Genomic DNA, 18489 nt, shown 5'->3' on the forward strand with positions numbered 1-18489 from the left:
TGTGCATATCGACCTGGCCACCCTGAGCCTGCTTGGCGCCATGCAGGCGCTGCTGCTCGCACCCCTGTTGCTTGTCGCAACCCGCGCCTATACCGGGCGTGCCCGCACGAGCCTGCGTATCTGGGGCACCGTGCTGCTGCTGCAGGCCTTCGGCTGGGCCCTGCTGTCGCTGCGTGGGGAGATCAGCGATTGGCTCTCGATCGTGCTCGCCAACGGCGTGCTGATCGTCTCCTACGCCGAGAGTGCCCACGCGCTGCGGCTGTTGCTGAATGTGCCCCAGCGCCGCGGCCTGCTGGCCGCCATCGGCCTGGTCGGCTGGGCGGCCACGACGTGGTTCTGGCGCGTGCAGCCAGACTTCGAGATGCGCGTCTATACTATGGCGCTGGTGGCGGGAAGCTACCTGTTCCTGCTGGTGTGGCCACTGCGCCACGCGGTCCGTCCAGGCGGTTCCAATGCGCAGCGGGCCATGCTGCTGGTCCTGCTCGGCGTCTGCGTGACCTGGTTGCTGCGCCTGGGTGAGCTGACCTTCAGCGGCGCGCTCGCGCAAGGTCTGCTGAGCGCCACCCCGGCGAATGTCCTGAACCTGTTCTACAGCGCCATTGAACCGGTGCTTGCCAGCATCGGCTTCCTGCTGATGTACAACGAGACCGCACAGGCCGAACTGAAACGGCTGGCACGCACCGACCCGCTCACCGGCACGCTCAACCGGCTCGCGTTGGACGAGGAAGCCGAACGGCTGTTCCGGCGTTCGGCCGATACCGGGCACGCCTGCGCTGCACTGATGATCGATGTTGACCACTTCAAGGTCGTCAACGACCGCTACGGCCACGCTGGCGGCGATGTTGCCCTGGTGGCGCTGGCCGGGTGCATTGACCAACAGCGGCGCCATGGCGACGTACTGGGACGGGCGGGTGGAGAGGAGTTCCTCATGCTACTGCCGGACACGGGCATGAACGAAGCTTTCCTCGTGGCCGAAAGCCTGCGCACTGCGATCGAAACGCTGCGCCTGGAGCTGGACCGCGAACCACAGTCGCTCACCGTCTCGATCGGCGTCGCGGTACGCGAACCCACCGACCTCAGATTCGCTGCAATGATCCGTCGCGCCGACCGTGCGCTCTACAGCGCCAAGCACGCCGGCCGCAACCGGGTGGCGACCTCCCGGGACCCCACCGTCCCGTTGCCTGAGTGCGTGCTCTGACCCAGTTGGTTCCTCGTGCGGATGCGTTTCACCGTTCGCCAGCCTGGACCGGGATCGAAGAAGATCGGCATCGCCGGCTGTCTGGTCGATGCGATCGAGCCAATCGCGATGTTGCCCTCATTGGCCTGGTGCTCCGGTCGTGGCGCCGCAGTAGCCACAAGGGGCTCCTGGTGTTCGCCGGCATCGTGCTCGCCCTGACGGCGGAGCGGCGCTCCAGCCATGCACTCGTCTCGCGGGCCGACCCGCAAGACCGACGCGCCTACCCGTGGCTGGCATCCGTAATGGGGGGGCCGATGATGGCAGGATGGGTGCCGGCCCGGAATCGCTGGTGCGCGCACCCGTGGCATAGCATCGATGCTTCGGCGATCGTGCCCGCCATCATCGGGCCCAGGCGTTCCTCAGTACTTCCACCACGGCGTGGTCGTGCCAGCCGGCATCTTGCGCAGTCCATGTTCCGCCATCTCCTGCAACCGGTCCGCAGTAGTGCCGGGCCCGCTCCAGCAATGCGGCTTCTGGTCGCCATAGACGAAGTAGCCCTCGTAGTGGGGGTTCTGCGTCGTCTTCATCCACGCCTCCAGCTCGCGGACGGCACGGTCCAGGAAGAAGCTGTCCATGTTGCCCACGTAGATGTGGATCTTGTCCACCAGCTTGGGCCCCACGGTGCTCCAGTTGCGCTTGAGGTACTCCAGCAGGTCGTAGTGCTCGCGCCAGTAGTCGGTCACGCTGTGGTCGATCTTCCCGGTACGCGAATCGACGGCAGGCTTGAAGTAGCCGTCCGCCCCAATCGGTCCCCAGGTGGACTGCCAGACATCCTGCTGCCCGGTGCCGGAACGCCCGTGCGTGCCGTTGACCAGTTCCATCCAGTAGCGCTGCTGCGCCGTCTGCCGGATTGCACCGTTCACTTCGCGCGAGTTGACCGTGGGCGTGAGCTGCCAATCGCTGTAGTGCTTGTAGAACGCGTTGTCGTCCTTGTACATGTCCACCCCTTCCACGTCGGTGAAGGTGACGGGATCGGGGCAGTACGACCAGGTGCCGCCGAAGAAATCCGGATGGAAGATCTGTAGCGCGAGCGATTCCCAGCCGCCCGTGGAGCCGCCCGAGAGCCAGCGCGCCCAGGGCTGCTTGATCACGCGATAGCGCTTCTCGATCTCCGGTATCAACTCATCCATGATCGCGTCGCCGTAGGGACCGGAATTGACGCTGTTCACCGCGTACGAGTCGTCGAAGTACGGCGTGGGGTGCTGGAAGGTGACCACCAGCATGCGTGGGAACTTGTCCGCCACCCAGGCCTCGTGGAACGCCTTGCCCTCCTCCGCCCGGCGTGAACCGGGTTTGGCCTCGAACCCGTACGGCGCGTCGAGGCTGAAATGGCCCTGCACGTAGTTCACCGGATAACGGATGGTCGAGGTCTTGTAGCCGCGCGGCAACAGCACGGTTGCGCCCAGGTAGATGGGACGCCCCCAGAATTTCGTGAGCGACGGGCTCTGGAACTTGAAGCGCTGCACATATTCGTTGTCGGGCGGCACGACGACGGGCGGGATGACCTGGTCGGCCACCAGCTTGATGACGGTGTTCGACTTCGGATCGACATGGATCTTGCGTGCGACGCCGTAGATGTTGCCCGGCGAACGCGTCCAGTTCTGCCCCTCCCACTGGTCGTCATGCATCCACAGCACGTGGCCATCGGCACGCTTGAATTCCGAGTAGACGTTGACGAACGGTTCCACCCAATAGTCGCCGGGCGGAATGTCGGCCATGTCGAAAACCGGCGTGCCAAGATCCATGCCGCTCACGACCGCAGGCGCGCCGGGCGCGAGCCGCTCGACGTCATGGCCAAAGAACGGCGCGCCGACCCGCCCGACCTGGGTATGCAGGGCGCTCTTGTTGTCCTTGGAAATAATCACGTACACGCGGCCAGTGAGGGGTTCATTTCGTATCGCGGTCGGCACCGTAATCTCGAACTTGACCTGCGCGCGCCCCGACGGGCCTGGGGCGATGACCGATGTCTGCGCTACTGCAATTTGAGCCGTGAATACCAGCGATATGGCGCCGAGTATGCGCAGGAAACGGGACGTCGTCGGCATGGCGAGCGCTCACACAGGGAGGGAGGTAAAGGCCGCGAGGAAGCTACCTGACATGCCTGCCGGATGCAATTTCGTCGCGCGCGACGGCCCCGCCAAGTCGCAAGTGCGGCGCACTGGCGTTGAACCATACGCGCCGACGCCCGTCCTGCCGGCATTCGCCGGGAATATGTCGCGTCCCCATCCCATGGTCGTTGCGGCAACGCGCATCCGCCCGTGACTACTTTCCAGTGTCAAGGAGCTCGCGGTACAGCTTGTCCGCCGCTGGCTTGTCTTGAAAGTCGGCACCCGATTTCTGCAGCGCCTGGAGCGTCGTTCGCGCGCCCGCACGATCGCCGGTGCGTGCCTGGGCCACGGCCAGGTGATATTGGATTGCGGGTACTTTCGGCGCCGCCTTGACCGCCTTCACCAGGATCGGCAACGCGCTCTGGGGTTGGTTGTTCGTGATCAGCGCCCAGGCATAGGTGTCCGCGACGCCAGGTGACTGCGGCGCCAGTTTGTAAGCACGCTCAGCCAGTGCCAGCGCCTTGGGGTTGCGCTGTTCCGTATAGATCCAGGCCAGATTGTTGAGCGTGCCAACATTGGCCGGATAAGCCTTCAACACCTGTTCGTACTCGCTGGCAGCCAACGCATTTTGCGTATGCTCCATGTAGTACTGGGCCAATATCAGGCGTGTGGACGCGTCCGCCGGATGTTTGCCCAACCAGTCGCGCAGCACGCCTTCCGGTTCCTTGGCGCCGCTTGCATCGAGGGCCTGGAAACTCTTGATCACCAGCGGTCGTTCGTACGCGGCTTTCAGGCCCTGCTGGTAGACCTTGGCTGCCCGGTCCCAGGATTTGTCAGCCATGTACAGGTCGCCTTCGAGCGCGTAGCCTGCGGCCTTGCTGGCGGGTTGCTTCTGCAGCGCCTGCGCCAAGGCCACGGCGCCGGGCAGGTCGTGATCCTCCTGCAGCTTCATGAACGAGCGCAACGTCACGGCAGCCACTTGGCCCGGATCGTTCTTGATGACCTGGTCGAGATTGCCCGCGGCGGCCTTGGTGTCCTTGTTGAGGATCTGCGCACGCGCCAGATTGATGCGGTACAGGGGCACCTGCGGCGCGAGATCCGTGGCCTGCTGCAGCGGCTTCAGAGCCTCGCTGTGATGACCGGCGTTGAGTTCCGCCCCGCCCAAGGCGTTGAGTGCCACCGGATTGCCCGGGTTGGCAGCGACCAGTTCCTTGGCGGTATTTACTGCCTCGTCGAATTGACCGCTTTCGCTATACAGCACCACCAAGCCGACATACGCGGAGGCGGATTTGGGTGCCGCGCCGATCGCTTGCCTGAACCACTTGACGGCTCCCGCCTTGTCGCCTTGCAACATGGCGAGCTGTCCGAGCGCGGTGAGCGCCACGGCGTTTTTCGGATCCGCCTTCACTACCGCTTCATAGTGGCCGGCAGCATCCGCATAATGCCCTTCGAGCGAGTCCAGGCTCCCCAGACTCACTAATGCGGCGAAATTCTTCGGGTCCAGTTCGTAGGCTTTGGCATACTGGGTGCGTGCCTTGTCACGTTGGCCGGCGGCAATCAGCGCGGTCCCGTAGATCAGGTGTGCAGCACTGTCGTCGGGGTGCTTCTGGACGTATCCAGCCGCCGTCTTGACCGCCTCGTCCGGGCGCTTCTCACGCACGTAGGATATGACCAGCAGGCCGTTGCGCTGGGCCTCGGCGGTGGCATCGCCGGCAGGGATCGCCTGCAGCAGGCGGATGGCCTCTGTCGCATTTCCGCTGGCGAGGGCCTTGCCGGCCGGCGCAAATTGGGTGCCGAGCAGGCCGCCTGCGGGAGTGCCTGCGGGAGTTGCAGGAGATTCCGTTCCGGGTTCGCCGGAACCGGCAGCAACGGCCCTTTGCAACAGCGCGGTCAGCTCGGCGTCGGACGGCGTGCCGGGCATGACCGGCCGCAGCGTGTCCAGAGCCTGGCGCGAGCGCCCTTCGCGGTACAACGTCAACGCCAGCAACTTGCGGGCCTGGACGTTGTTCTTATCCACGCCCATGACGTTGCTGAGCGCCATTTCGGCCTGGCCGTAATTGCCTTGGGCGTAGTTGACCGCCCCCAGGAGCATCTGCGCCTGGGTATTGTCCGGCGCAACCTGGAGCACCTGCTGAAGCTCGGAAATCGCGTCATCCAGATGCCCCTGCTTGTACAGCACCACGGCGTGCAGGTAATGGGGGTACGGCTGCTGCGGCGACATCTTTTCCAGCGCCTGGATATTGGTCAGAGCCTTGTCCAGGTGGTTCTGTTGCTCCTGCGCGTTGACCAGCCGGGCCAGGGTGTAAAAGTGCTCCTGCGGCAACCAGTCGGGACTCTTGAAGTCCAGCACCTTCTGGAAGGCCGCTTCGGCGCCGGCGAAGTCCCCGCTGTCGAAGGCCAGATCCCCCTTCGCCATCCAGGCCTGCGGATTCTCCGGTGCAGCGGCCAATGCCTGTTGCACGTAATTGGCTGCCGCCGCCGCATCACGGTCAGCTCTCGCCAGCTTGGCCAGTCCGACCAGCGCACGTGGATCCTTGGGAGCCAGCGTCAATGCGGCCTGATACGACTGCTTCGCCTGCTCGAGTTGTTTCAGGCCAACGTACGCGTCGCCGCGCAGTACGTCGACCTGCACCATGGCCTCGGGCTCGAAGTGCTGGTCGGCGGACAAAGTCTTGAGGGCTTGGTCGTATTGCTGTGTCCCCAGCAGCGCCCGCGCCATGGGAATCACCCAGCGTGCCGGCGGTACGCCATTCGCCTGAGCTTTTTGCAGATCGTTCAGCGCATCCACCGGATCGCCAAGCATCAGCGAAGCCTGGCCGAGCAGCAGCCAGGCATCGCCGTTCTTGTCGTCCTTCTGCAGGACTTTCTTGGCCTCGATGTAGGCTGCACGATATTGCCCGCCCGCCTGGAATTTGAGTCCTGCATCCAGGCCGCCACGCCCGCCGAACAGGCCGCAGCCGGCCAGCGACAGGCAGAGGCACAGCAACACAAAACCGTGAGCGACAGTCCTCGCGTTCAGCTTGGTCAGGTGCACGTTCCTACCCCTCGGTTTGGCCGGCGGCACGCGTGGAATCAGCGTGTGTGGAAGGTTTCTTCAAGCCATACTTGTCCAAGAGATCATAGAGTGTCGGCCGGCTGATGCCGAGCAGGTCCGCGACTCGGGTAAGGTTGCCGGACACCTGGGTCATGGCACTCTCGATGGCACGCTTCTCGGCCGCCGCGCGTACTTCGTGCAGGCTCAGAGTACCGCCGTCAATCGCACCAAGGTGCAGCTCCTCGAGCCCGATCTGCTTGCGATCGGCCATGATGACCGCACTGTTGACGACGTTCTCCAGTTCACGCACGTTGCCGCGCCATGGATACGCATCAATCGCCTTGAGCGCCTTGTCCGTGAAACCGAGGATATGGCGCCCGTGGCGACTGGCAGCCCGTCCCAAAAAATACCGGGCCAGGAGCACCGCGTCGCCACTGCGGTCACGCAACGGCGGGACGAGGATATTCACTTCGCTCACGCGGTAGAACAAGTCCTCACGGAAGCGCCCGTCACGGATCAGCGCCCGCAGATCCTGATGGGTGGCACAGATGATGCGCACATCCACCGGGATCAGTTCGCGCCCACCGACGCGCTCCACCACGCGCTCTTCGAAGAAACGCAGCAACTTGGCCTGGAGCGCGACGGGCATGTCCCCGATCTCGTCGAGGAGCAAGCTGCCGTTGGCAGCCAGCTCAATCTTGCCCTTGGTCTGCTTGTACGCGCCGGTATAGGCACCCTTCTCGTAGCCGAACAGCTCGGCTTCCAGCAGCGATTCGGGAATGGCCGCGCAATTGATCGCCACAAACGGCCCGTCACGGCGCGCACTCAGGCGATGCACGGCGCGCGCCAACAGCTCTTTGCCCGTACCGGTCTCCCCGAGCAGCAGGACCGTGGCGTTCGAAGGACTTACCTTTTCCACCAGTCGGCAGGTGTCGCGCATCACGTCGCTGCTGCCGATGATGCCTTCGAGCGGGGCGGCGGCCTGACTCCTGAGCACCCGGTTTTCAGCCTCCAGCTCGTGCACCCGGAATGCACGCTCCACGATCAGCCGCAAAACGGCGAGATCCAGCGGCTTGGAGCAAAAATCGTAGGCGCCGCAGCCGATCGACTTGACAGCATTGTCGCGGTCGCCATTGCCAGTGACCACGATGACCTTGGTGTACGGTGCGTTATGCAGGATATTCGTGATCGTGGCAAAGCCCTCTGCGGTCCCAGCCGCGTCAGGGGGCAAGCCGAGATCCTGCAACACCACCGCAGGCTCGTGGCGGCGCAGCAGGTCGAGCGCCGTGGGTTGGTCGCCAGCGAAGACCACATCGTAATCGTCGAAGCTCCAGCGCAACTGGTTTTGCAGGCCAATGTCGTCCTCGACGATCAACAGGCGACGCTGCGGCTCGCTCATGACGCGACCCTCGGCTCGTTGGCCGCCGGGGCATCACCTGGGGGCTCGGTCAGCGGCAGGCGGATGGCAAATACGGTGCCCTGGCCAGGCGTACTGCTGACGCTCATCACTCCACCCATGGAATGCACGTACTCTCGGGCCTGATAGGCCCCGATACCCATGCCCTTGCTGGCCTTGGTGGTGAAAAACGGCTTGAACAGTCGGTTACGAATAAAGTCCTCGTCCATGCCTGCTCCGTCGTCCTCGATGTCGATCGCCGCGCTGCCCCCTGCCCGCTCGACCCTGAGCGTAACACGGCCGTCGGCTTGCGCCGCGTCCTGTGCGTTGCGGATCAAGTGCCCCAACACGGCGGCAAGCTGTTCGGTGTCGGCGCGGACCCACAGGTCTTCCACCGCTGGCTGATACTCCGGTCGCGGCAACTGTGCAAGACACTCGCCGAGGGCCTTGTCGATCACGGCCGCAAGCCGCACGTTGGCGCGGGCGCCGGGCGCCGAATCGCCGCGCAACTGGTCGAGGAGCCGCGAGATGCGCCGTACCGAATTCGCCACGGTCGTGAGCATGTCCTCCACGAACGCCGGATTGTGTTTGTGGCGTTCAGCGTTCTGCAGCAGTAACGATTGCTGGGCAGCGACATTCTTGAGGTCGTGCATGAGGAAAGCGGTGAGTCGGTTGAAGCCCTCGAACTGGCGCGCCTCGGCCAGGCGCTGCGCGTCGGCGGCCTGCGCCAGGGTGCTGGCGACCTGACTGCCAGCGACCCGCAGCAAGTCGATGTCCTCCCAGTCGAACGCGCGGCGGGCGCGGGCCTGGGCCAGCACTACGAAACCAATGAGGCGGTCCTCCAGTACCAACGGTGCCACGAGCCACGCATGCGGCAAGTCGGTCAGTTCGGCTGGCGCGCGCAACCGCTCACGGCCCAGGGGAGGCAGCTGGCTCAAGTCGTATATCCACCGCCGCTCGCGCATGAACTCCAATGCGGGCGCATGCGCCGGCAATTTCAGGCCAGGCGGTATCGGCATGTTCAATCGCGCCACCGGCGCGAATGCGTCGTCGTCGCCGGCAGTGAACAACACGCCCGCCGGACTGTCCATGGTTTGTGCCATCGCGCGCAATGCACGCATTGGCAGCTCCGGCTCGCTGGCCGACAACGTCGCAGTCAGTCGTAGCCATTCCTCCCGATAGTCGTGGCGAAAACTGAAGAAATTCTTGTGCAGGAACACACGCAACCGCGAACGCGCCTGTCCTGACCCTGCAACCAGGGTCAGGCCGAGCAGGGCAAAACAAATGATCGTTATGGCGCCAACCCGGCCCCAGTCGCCGCCATACAAGCGCACGTAGTAGCCGCCGATCGCCGTGGCGATGATGTAGAAGGCGACCACCAGCAAACTCGTGGAATAGAACACCGCGCGCCGCGAAACCCCCACCTGGACCGACCATCCGGGGTTCCGCGCCGCCGCCACCAGCAACAACGGCACCACCAACGCATCGACAAAACCGCGCGCCGCCCAGGCACTGGCGTTGAATTGCCGATACAACACCGCGTAGGAATACAAAAAGATGTCGTAGGCGAACATCAAGCCAAGCGCGATGACCAGGAATTTGAGTGCCCAGCGCTGCGTGGATTCCACGTTGCGATAGATCTGCTCGAGAAACACCACGCCAACCAGGGCCAGGACCAGCATGCCGATCAGCGGCGGTGCGACGCTGACCGGCAACGCGGAGACCTGCAGCAGCCCGATTCCCGGCAGGAGGCAATAAATCGCGAGCACGACCCAGAGCACATGCGCGAAGATGCGCAAGCCACGCAGCAATCCGGACCGCGGCCAGGCCCCGAACAAGGCGCTCAGGAAAGCAAGCCAGGCACCGTAGCGCAGTACCTCGGCCAGCAACACCCAGTTGACCGGCATGGTGCGCCGCCACTCGGCGTATGCGAGAAACGCAGCCCACGCGACGGATGCCCCGGTGGCCAGCAGCAGCAAGGTGCCGGTACGCTGCCCGCGCCAACTGACCGCCAACAGGATCGTTCCCGCGAGGAACGCGACTGCGGCAATGACATAGCTGGCGATGACGATGTTGTGCATGCTTGGACGGTTCCCGGCGCTTGAGCGCGATCATCTGCGCTCAAGCAAGAGTGTCACGGGCTCCCAGGTTCAGGCGCTGCGCTGCACATGTTCGCCGGAGGCCTGTGGTACCGCGGTTTCCCCGGACACTACGCTCACCAGGCGACGGTGGATATCAGCCGCCACGCGCGTCGCGGTTTGGCCATCCCAGAGCTCAGGCTTGCGTCCATGCGTCCGGTGTCCGGCCAGAATCCCCTCCACCTCTGGCACAAGCTCGCCGGCGGTCACCAACCGGTTGGTCCCCTCCGTGATCGTGATGGGACGTTCGGTCGTGGTACGCACCGTCAGGCACGGTATGTCGAGATAGGTGGTCTCCTCCTGGATACCCCCCGAATCGGTGATGATCAGGCGCGCGCCACACACCACGTTCATGAAGTCCACGTAGCCGAGCGGATCGATGACCTGCAGGCCGGACGCCTCGGCCAATTTCGGCCACAGGCCGAACGCTTCCAGATTCTTGCGCGTGCGCGGATGCACCGGAAACACCAGCGGCAGCCTGGCCGCGATGTGGGTCAGCTGGGCGACCAGGGCCGTGAGCGGCGCAGCCCTGTCCACATTGGACGGACGATGCAGCGTCACCACGCCGTATTCGTGTCCGTCCAGCCCGAGCTTGTGCCGTTCGCCGCTCGCCTCGATGCGTTCGCGCATGAGCTCGTAGGAATCGAGCATGATGTTGCCGACGCGGGTGACCTTCTCCGCTGGCACGCCTTCGGCGGCGAGATTCTCGTCACCATCCGGCGACGGCGTCCACAGGATGTCGGCAATCACATCGGTGACCAGCCGGTTGATCTCCTCGGGCATGCGGCGGTCGCGGCTGCGCAGCCCGGCCTCGAGATGCGCCACCGGCACATGCAGCTTCGTGCCGACGAGGGCGCAGGCCACGGTCGAATTGACATCCCCGACCACCACGATCAGGTCCGGCCGCTGCACAATGCAGGCTCGCTCGTACGCGAGCATCACGTGGGCGGTCTGCTCGGCATGGCTGCCACTGCCCACATCCAGATGCAGATCCGGCGGCGGCAACTTCAAGTCGCGGAAAAATGCCTCCGACATGTTCTGGTCGTAATGCTGGCCCGTGTGCACCAGTCGCACACTGCACCACGGCTTCCCGTACAGCACATGGAACAGCGGCGCAACCTTCATGAAGTTCGGCCGGGCGGCCGCAATCAAATCAATCCTGAGCCGCTGCACGAAGAAGTCTCTCCCTGGGTTTGCGTGTCACGCCCAGTGTACAGCGGTGTTACGCGCGTTTCGGGGTTTCCCGCCAGCACGCTCCCCGACCGGTCCGTTGGCCGAGGTTTGTGGCGGCCCGGCCTTGAGAAAGGTCTGAACAACTCGCTCTTTATCGTCATTCCCGCGAAAGCAGGAATCCAGGCTCTTGAACTCCGTAGGGCTGGCCAAAACACTGGATTCCCGCTTTTGCGGAAACGACGACATGGAGTGTTTCGCGATCTTGCAGAGGCATCCCGGTGTTTTCGAAACGTCCCGGACAGCAGTGCCCTTCCTCGGGATGAAGGCACTTATTCAGCCCTTCCTTAAGGAAGCGTCGTGCAAGCGAACGGTTCCCGGGCGCCCGCGGCCTGCAGCAGGAGTCAGGCCAGGCAGCATAACGGCGAGGGCCAACCGGCGTCGCGGTGTTCCGCGCCGGTCATGGATGGGCCCGCTGCGGCATGTGCGCCCGCGTTGCCGATGATGCCGGGCACCGACCCTGCAGCGTGGTTTTTGGCAGTTGCGCCCACGGTCCCAGGTCACTGCGCGTGTGGATGGCCGTATGCCCATTCACCTGCAACACGACCCAGCCAAGCACGCTCGCGGAGGGGAATTTGTGGCCAAAGGAAATTGCCACCAGCAACAATAGGCTCACGCCCACCCAACCGCGGAGCGACGGTGCTTCCGTCACATGCCGCCAGGCGATGGCCAGGAAAACCACCGCCACCAGGCCACCCCAGAGTGCTCCAAGCGCAAGCTCCGACGGTGAATGATCCTGCAAGACCCAACTCGAGGTGGTGATGGCGAGGGCGAGGCCCGCTCCCGACGCCACGGCAAGAACGCGCAACCCAGTCCGCCGGCAACTGGTCACCAGCACGGCTGCCGACGGCCAGACCAGGAACGCGAGCGAAGCATGTCCACTCAGGCCGATGAAATTCCATCCCGCCGGGTGCCACCCCGTTGCCATGAACCACATCTTGCTCAACGCCGTCCCACCACCTACCAGCAACACGGCGAGCAGCCACCACCACCCCGTGCGCCGGGTGGCAGGGGCCGCGATCAACCACACAAAGAGCAGCGCCGCACACGGCAGCAGCACTGCCCCGTCGCCGAGGTAGATCAACGCATGCCAAATGTGGCGCATAGTCACTCAATCCTCCGCGTGACGGGGCGGATTCCTTGGCCGACGACCGGATTTACGGAGACCGACATCCGACTCACTCCCTCATCGCATGTCAATGGATCGCTCAAACTGTGGGGTGAATTCAATCACTGACCAAAACGTAGATGGACCACCCGCTGATGTAGGCGTGGAGTCGATGGTATCGCTGCTGCTCCACGGTCCATGCGTAACCGCTTGAGCGAAAAGAGCCTCCATTCCACCACCGACCGGCGAGCTTTCGCGCGCCGGTTCTCAAGACGGGTGGCGGGAGGCTAATGGTCCACCGCAGGTTGCGAACGAACTGCGGCGCCGTGAAGGCTATTCTGCGGAATCGGTATGTGAGTACACTTGGCAGTGCAGGAACGAGCGCTCAACCAAACTGCAGGTTCCTGTCGTCGACACACGCCGCGGAGCGAGGTGGCCTGACCGACTGATCATCCTTCGGAACTACCGTAGCAGTTCAACGGACGGGAGGGTAGAAAGCTGGCGTGAACGCAGGCATATTCCAAAGGCTCGACGATGACATGCTATCCATCCGGCATGAACAGGCGTCTAATCTAGAAGTTGAGCATACTGTCGCCCTCCCATCACGCAGTAGCAACCTACGCGCAAACTTCGCTTGCGCGTGATTCAAACCATCGCAAAGGCAACCCAATTTCCCCGGGCCAATCCCGGCTAGGAGCACAGCTGCGTAAGGTTCCCGACCATGCATAGTGATATACACCAGACCACCATCGAGAGGTTGGCCATCTATGGGGCCGAACCCACCCCCCCAATTCCACCCGGGCGAATTAGCGCCCTCGTACACTTTATAAAACGCAACCGCGCGTTCCAGCGCGATGCCAAAGGCTTTCTGGCTGGTGACCTACGTAGTCTTGACTTCCGGAATTATGTTTCGCCTCGCACAATTAATCAGGGTGACCTCGCAATCGCCCAGTCCGTGACACGCTTCGCGTGTAGCTATGTCACTGACGCCTCCGTTGAAACGATCCGATGGGGCCAGACCAAGTCGGTGGAGGCACCATGGTCAGATTTCGTCATTGCAGGCAGCGGCTACATTATTTTTGATGCCAAGGGACAGATAGGTCCCCGCCTAAGACAGGATATCGAGTTCTTCAAACGATGGAAGATTCGACCCATTCTATTTGGAGTCGGCATAAACCAACCAAGTGCGCTCACGCTGAACGGCGGTATCGTCGACATCGCTCCAGCCATCGAGGCAAACCTCCGCGAGCTACTGTCGAGGGCTAAAGCGATCTCCGTGCGCGATTCATTTACGCAAGCGACTCTTTCACGCTACACGGACACGCGCGTGGAACTCACAGGCGATCCCGCACTGCATCTAGGACACCTCTACAACATACGACATACAGTGCCGCCCAGCTCGCAGCGGCGACGCCCCCTGATCGGGTTGAACCTGAATTTTCACGGGCCCTCTTCGACCAAGCTGTTACAAAGAAATCTACCTATCGTCGCCAAAGCCATTAAATCCATACGCGCCGAGCATCATTGTGACTTTCGCTATTTTGTCCACTTCGACGCTGAGCTGGTCGTTCCCAAACTTCTTGCATTGGATGGCATCGAGATGGAAGTGATCCAAGGTAACCCGGAAACCTTGATCAGGGGCTACGCCGAGCTTGACCTACATATCGGCGGCATGTTGCACTCGTGCATCCTTGCGCATAGCGTGGACACGCCTGCCATAGCACTGGCCTATGACATTAAACACAGGGGTTTTCTGGAACTCTTTGGACTGGAAAAGAACTGCATACCCGCTGCTGACTTGACTGCACCCGCCCTGATTGAACGTGTAGGTGACGTTCTAGCCGATCCTTCTCCCTACCAGAAAGCTATCTCGACCACGCGCGAGCGCCTCGAGCGCATCACCCATGATTTCACACGAGCAAGTCTCTCGACTCCGTGACACGCGTGTTACGTACTAAATGCTCGGTAGCTGGCACTCAGTGGCCTCCGAACGCATGCGGATCAACGGGCCAAGCTGGCGGCCTTCGCAGCAAGCCCTCCGAGGGTATCGGATACTGGGTGGCGCTCGTCCCACCACCGCCGCATGCTCAAGCGTTTCCGTCATTGTTGCGGTCGATCCAATTAATCAACGACGCCTGATGCCGAGACTAAAGTTTACCGTCCGCACTCTCCTTTACCGGTCAGGCCTACTGGGGTTGGCGCATCGTGTGCGAAACATGAACACGTTGACCGTGTTCATGTTCCATCGTGTATTACCCGTCAACTCGGATGAATACGATCGCGCCGAACGCGAATATACGTTTACTTGTGAAGGATTCGGCGAATGTCTCGATTTCATCCGTAGGCATTACAACGTCATCGATCTCGACCAGCTCAAGGCTCATACTGGAACCATGGCAGGCCTACCCCATAGGGCAGGCCTGATTACCTTCGACGATGGCTGGCGGGATACAGCGCTCTATGCGTTACCTGAGCTCAAAAAGCGCGGGTTACCCGGGGTACTTTTCTTGGCAACCGGCGTGCTGGATGATTTGGACGAACGCTGGTGGCAGGACGCACTCGTCGAAATAATGCTGCCCGCGGGCAACTTGGACAAGTTGGAATCGTCTTTGCGCATCCCGACCTTTGAGGACGAGGACCGTAAAACTCGAATCTACCGGGTAACCGCTTGCGTCGGCGGAATGATGGCCGATGCTCGCCGGGCTTTCCTGCAATCGTGGAATGTCCCTCCCGTAGCAGGGCGGCAGATGCTCTCTCGCCAGGAAGTACACAGCCTCCAAGGGATCAAGGTTGCAGGGCACGGACATTCGCATATTCCGCTCGTCGTGCTACAAGATCCACTTGTGGACCTTCAACATAGCCGTGTCCTTTTGAAGGAACTCGGGGCCGAAGCCGATATCATGTCATTTCCCCACGGAGCGGTTAACGAAAAAGTGCAAACACTGGCGAAACGTGCGGGATTCACGATGTGCTTCAGCAGTGCTCCGATATTGATGGACACACGTGTAAAATGGACCTCAGATATTGGCCGTATACACGTCCCTGAGAACTCTTGGACAACTGGTTCATCGGGTGTCGATCCTGCGAAATTGGCCACCTACCTATTCTTTCGACCCCGTTCGAAGTAACAGTAATGAAACTGGGCTTAAATCTCTTCATCAGGAAGATCGACGAGCTGAGCGAGACGGAATCCCTGGCTTGGGATGATTTACACGCGGCGGATGCGGATCTCAATCAGGCATTTCTGAGTCGCACCTATATCAATCAGGTTGCGCGCTTGAATCCTGGCGTACGCATCCTCGTCGGCTACGATGACGGTGCGCCAGCGTTTTTTCTTCCCATTCAATCCAGGCATGGTTTCGTTTCACGGTTTGGCGTCTTCGAGCCGGCTGGCGACGTCATGACCGATTACTTCGGGGTCGTTGCCAAACGAGGCATTCAACTATCCCCGGCCCAGCTCCTAGCGGCTACGCGCGGACGGATCAACGCCATCTTGTTCACGCATCTGGACCAGACTCAGGCACGTTTCGGTTTGGACGGCGATGAGCGCAGGGTTGGTCTACGTACGCGCATTGGGCTACCCGCCGGAGACTATTGGGTACGTCTACGTCACATCGACAAGAAGATCGTCACCGATACTGATCGGCGAGAGAAGAAGCTTCGGAACGAAATTGGGCCACTTCGTTTCGAATGGCAATCCACAGTTCCGAATGTAGACCTGGCTTGGCTCATCGAGGCCAAAAGGGCTCAGTACTCGAGGACAGGTAAGGTACATGCGGCTCTATTCGATAACGCCTACGCCGAACTTCTGAGGCAGCTGTCACGCACACGGGAGGCCGAATGCAGCGGCATTTTGTCGGTACTGAGATGCGGCGATCAGATTGTCGCGGCTCATTTCGGCCTGAAATGTCGGAACGTACTCCACGTCTGGTTCCCGACTTACGACAAACAATTTGCGAGTTACTCCCCAGGCAGAATCTTGCTCAAGCAAATGTTCGCAGCTGCTCCGGACGAAGGAGTCGAAGTATTCGACCGAGGTGAAGGTGATTCGCAGGCTAAACGGGATTTCGCCAACGAGGAGCACCATTATGCAAGGGGGCTTTGGCTAGCACCCGGATTACGCGGCTGGATCGCCAGCTTGGCGATTAGCATCGGTTGGCGGGTTCGCAGGTCGTAAACCACCTGAGGGATTTACGCCGCCTCGATTCCTCGAGGCGTCCCTGCATTACGTGGTATTTCATTCTGAATCCAGTGCCGTATAGACACCACGGCAATGCTACGAACGACGCCTTTGTCTCGGCAACAAGTTCCTTACGGGCAACAAGATAATATATGCCAGTGAACGTGCGGGCCGGAAGCCGCCTCGAAGTGAGTTGAATAACGAGCGTAACGCTACAGCAGTCGATCCAAACCAGAAATGATTATAACCATGGTCGAACTCTATCGCGGCAACCCTGATATTGAAGTCGCGTTGACCTAGCTCGGTACCATCCGGATTGGAGAGGCCCCAGCGGGATACCGCTGCCTTCAGCATGATCGCCAGGTTATTTCGCTTGCCTAGGCGTCTCATCGCACTCGATTCATGATTTCTGTATAGCGCGACAGTGCCGGCGAGCGCATGCATTTCGAAAGCACGAGACACTTTCAGCCAGAACAAATAGTCCTCGCCAATCCGCATGGACTCGTCGAAGCCGCCGAGCTGTTCGAAAACCTCTCGCCTGATCACGGCAGTATTCATGCCGACCAATTGCCCCATCAGCAAGCGTGTATAAATCCAACCCGACCGAGCTGGCTCACTTTCAGTCAGCGCGCGACAATCTGTAGTCAACGACGATGAAGTTGGAAATTGGCCAGAAGAATCACGTTCCCACCTCGCAAAGGCGCCAAAGACACAACCGACGTGTGGATTCCTTTCGAAATAGTCAATCTGCGCGACCAGCTTGCCTGGGAACCAGATGTCGTCAGCGTCCAGAAAGGCAAAGTACACACCTTTCGCCAGCTTCATCGCGGTATTGCGTGCATGTGAGACACCCATGCCTGATAACCGCTGAACGGTTATTCGCCTATCCCATTCCTCGAGTTCTGAATATCGATAATCGTCAGATCCGTCATCAATGACGATGACCTCGAGATTCGCGTAGCCCTGCCCCAGGACGCTGGCAATCGCCTCGTGAATATACTCACGGCAATTGCGGACCGGGATGATGACTGAGACAAGCGGCGACGACATACGAAATATGTTAGTGGAAATAGTCAAGACGGGGTAACTGTTCGGTACCGTGTGATCCTATCCGGCACCGGTGTGGCGTTTGCGTGCTGCCCGCGATGCGATAAGGAGACTGTATCAGCACCTGAGGACCTGACAACTGCACGTTGGATTTCCTGTTGGCGACTTGTTTTCATATCTGGATCCAACACGAGGAGGTGCCGCTGCACCGGGGAGTTGTCTGCAGCAAGGCAACGAACCCTCAGACTGGTTAGATTATCGACTATCGAGATGGAACCCCAGCAGGATCAGACCCGCTCCGATGATCCAGCCAATCGACATCACCATCGCGAGCCGGCCAATCCTGCTATTTTGCAATCGCCAGGCCAGATCAGACAGTAGCAACCATAAACCGGTGAAGACTGCCAGCGCAAAAACACCGCAACCAAGATGACCGGACACCCAGAAATATTCATTCATGGGCACTCAATTCTCCTGCAATGGCTGTTTCTCCGGCCCACACCCGATCGCCCGCGCGTACCAATAACTCCGTGGCGGCAGGCAGCTCAAGTACCACGGTACTGCCCAGCAAGATGCGGCCTATTCGCTGTCCACGCTCGACCTGCTCTCCGCTCTGGACCCATGCTTCGATACGCCGCGTCGCGAGACTGGTAATCAACCGCACCGCAATCCGCCCGGCGTCAGTTGCGATCACTACGCGCTTCTGCACAGGGCAGGACTTCTCACGCAAAAATGCAAAATCCCTTCCCTCAGCGTCCATGAAACCATCACCATGGGCTTGCACGTCAAGCACCTTTCCGGACGCTGGGCTGCGCTGCACATGCATATCCCAAAAGCTCAGCGCAATCACGAGGTAGCGCACTCCGTCTCTTACGTTTGCACTGGTCACGATTCCGTCCGCAGGTGCGAGCACGCTTTTCCCGGGCGGAGGCGTGCGCTTCGGGTCGCGGTTAAAGTACCTGAGGAACGCGGACTGAAAGCGTCTATCTTTCAGCCACCCACGGATCTGCATTTCCGGCCAGCGCAAGCGTGGCGGGGTAATCCCCCCATTTTTAGCAGACGCCAAAAGTG

The 18489-nt window shown here is 61.2% G+C and carries 13 protein-coding genes; 4 read left to right on the forward strand and 9 right to left on the reverse strand.

The features are described 5' to 3' along the window. Position 1: 1 nt before the first annotated feature. The gene (locus AC3WJB_RS12925; protein WP_492682158.1) at positions 2-1198 is read left to right on the forward strand and encodes a GGDEF domain-containing protein; all 1197 of its coding nucleotides are present in this window, start codon (positions 2-4) and stop codon (positions 1196-1198) included. 398 nt (positions 1199-1596) lie between these two features. Here the strand turns inward: AC3WJB_RS12925 and AC3WJB_RS12930 are convergent, their stop codons facing one another. The 6 genes from AC3WJB_RS12930 to AC3WJB_RS12955 form a co-directional block, all read right to left on the reverse strand. After that, positions 1597-3282, reverse strand: a complete 1686-nt coding sequence (locus AC3WJB_RS12930; RefSeq protein ID WP_492682160.1) for an alpha/beta hydrolase-fold protein — start codon at positions 3280-3282, stop codon at positions 1597-1599. A gap of 217 nt (positions 3283-3499) precedes the next feature. Continuing rightward, positions 3500-6319, reverse strand: coding sequence for an XrtA/PEP-CTERM system TPR-repeat protein PrsT (prsT, locus tag AC3WJB_RS12935; RefSeq protein WP_492682162.1), 2820 nt, complete (start codon positions 6317-6319; stop codon positions 3500-3502). A gap of 4 nt (positions 6320-6323) precedes the next feature. Continuing rightward, complete coding sequence (gene prsR, locus AC3WJB_RS12940) at positions 6324-7718, reverse strand: PEP-CTERM-box response regulator transcription factor (RefSeq protein ID WP_492682164.1); 1395 nt, start codon at positions 7716-7718, stop codon at positions 6324-6326. Next, positions 7715-9796 (reverse strand): XrtA/PEP-CTERM system histidine kinase PrsK, encoded by a 2082-nt coding sequence (gene prsK, locus AC3WJB_RS12945; RefSeq protein WP_492682166.1) that lies wholly within the window; start codon positions 9794-9796, stop codon positions 7715-7717. Before prsK ends, prsR begins: the two co-directional genes overlap by 4 nt. 69 nt (positions 9797-9865) lie before the next feature. Beyond that, a complete protein-coding gene (wecB, locus tag AC3WJB_RS12950) occupies positions 9866-11026 on the reverse strand; it encodes a non-hydrolyzing UDP-N-acetylglucosamine 2-epimerase (protein ID WP_492682168.1) in 1161 nt (386 codons plus the stop codon). 457 nt (positions 11027-11483) lie between these two features. Further along, the gene (locus AC3WJB_RS12955) at positions 11484-12188 is read right to left on the reverse strand and encodes a hypothetical protein (protein WP_492682170.1); all 705 of its coding nucleotides are present in this window, start codon (positions 12186-12188) and stop codon (positions 11484-11486) included. 724 nt (positions 12189-12912) lie between these two features. On the opposite strand from AC3WJB_RS12955, the gene AC3WJB_RS12960 reads away from it, so the two are divergent. From AC3WJB_RS12960 to AC3WJB_RS12970, 3 genes are all read left to right on the forward strand, one after another. Then, the gene (locus tag AC3WJB_RS12960) at positions 12913-14130 is read left to right on the forward strand and encodes a polysaccharide pyruvyl transferase family protein (RefSeq protein WP_492682172.1); all 1218 of its coding nucleotides are present in this window, start codon (positions 12913-12915) and stop codon (positions 14128-14130) included. A 277-nt stretch (positions 14131-14407) separates the two neighbouring features. Beyond that, positions 14408-15319 carry a polysaccharide deacetylase family protein gene (locus AC3WJB_RS12965; RefSeq protein ID WP_492682174.1) on the forward strand — a complete coding sequence of 304 codons (912 nt, stop codon included), beginning with the start codon at positions 14408-14410 and terminating at the stop codon, positions 15317-15319. Positions 15320-15324: 5 nt separating this feature from the next. After that, positions 15325-16368 carry a GNAT family N-acetyltransferase gene (locus AC3WJB_RS12970; protein WP_492682176.1) on the forward strand — a complete coding sequence of 348 codons (1044 nt, stop codon included), beginning with the start codon at positions 15325-15327 and terminating at the stop codon, positions 16366-16368. A 99-nt stretch (positions 16369-16467) separates the two neighbouring features. Here AC3WJB_RS12970 and AC3WJB_RS12975 read toward each other — a convergent pair whose 3' ends face one another. The 3 genes from AC3WJB_RS12975 to AC3WJB_RS12985 form a co-directional block, all read right to left on the reverse strand. Then, positions 16468-17448, reverse strand: a complete 981-nt coding sequence (locus AC3WJB_RS12975; protein WP_492682178.1) for a glycosyltransferase family 2 protein — start codon at positions 17446-17448, stop codon at positions 16468-16470. 225 nt (positions 17449-17673) lie between these two features. After that, positions 17674-17877: a hypothetical protein gene (locus AC3WJB_RS12980; protein ID WP_492682180.1), complete on the reverse strand. Its 204-nt coding sequence runs from the start codon at positions 17875-17877 to the stop codon at positions 17674-17676. After that, complete coding sequence (locus AC3WJB_RS12985) at positions 17870-18430, reverse strand: phosphatidylserine decarboxylase (protein ID WP_492683202.1); 561 nt, start codon at positions 18428-18430, stop codon at positions 17870-17872. The genes AC3WJB_RS12980 and AC3WJB_RS12985 overlap by 8 nt, the downstream gene beginning before the upstream one ends. Positions 18431-18489 lie beyond the last annotated feature (59 nt).

The sequence above is a fragment of the Rhodanobacter sp. FW510-R10 genome, assembly GCF_058781105.1.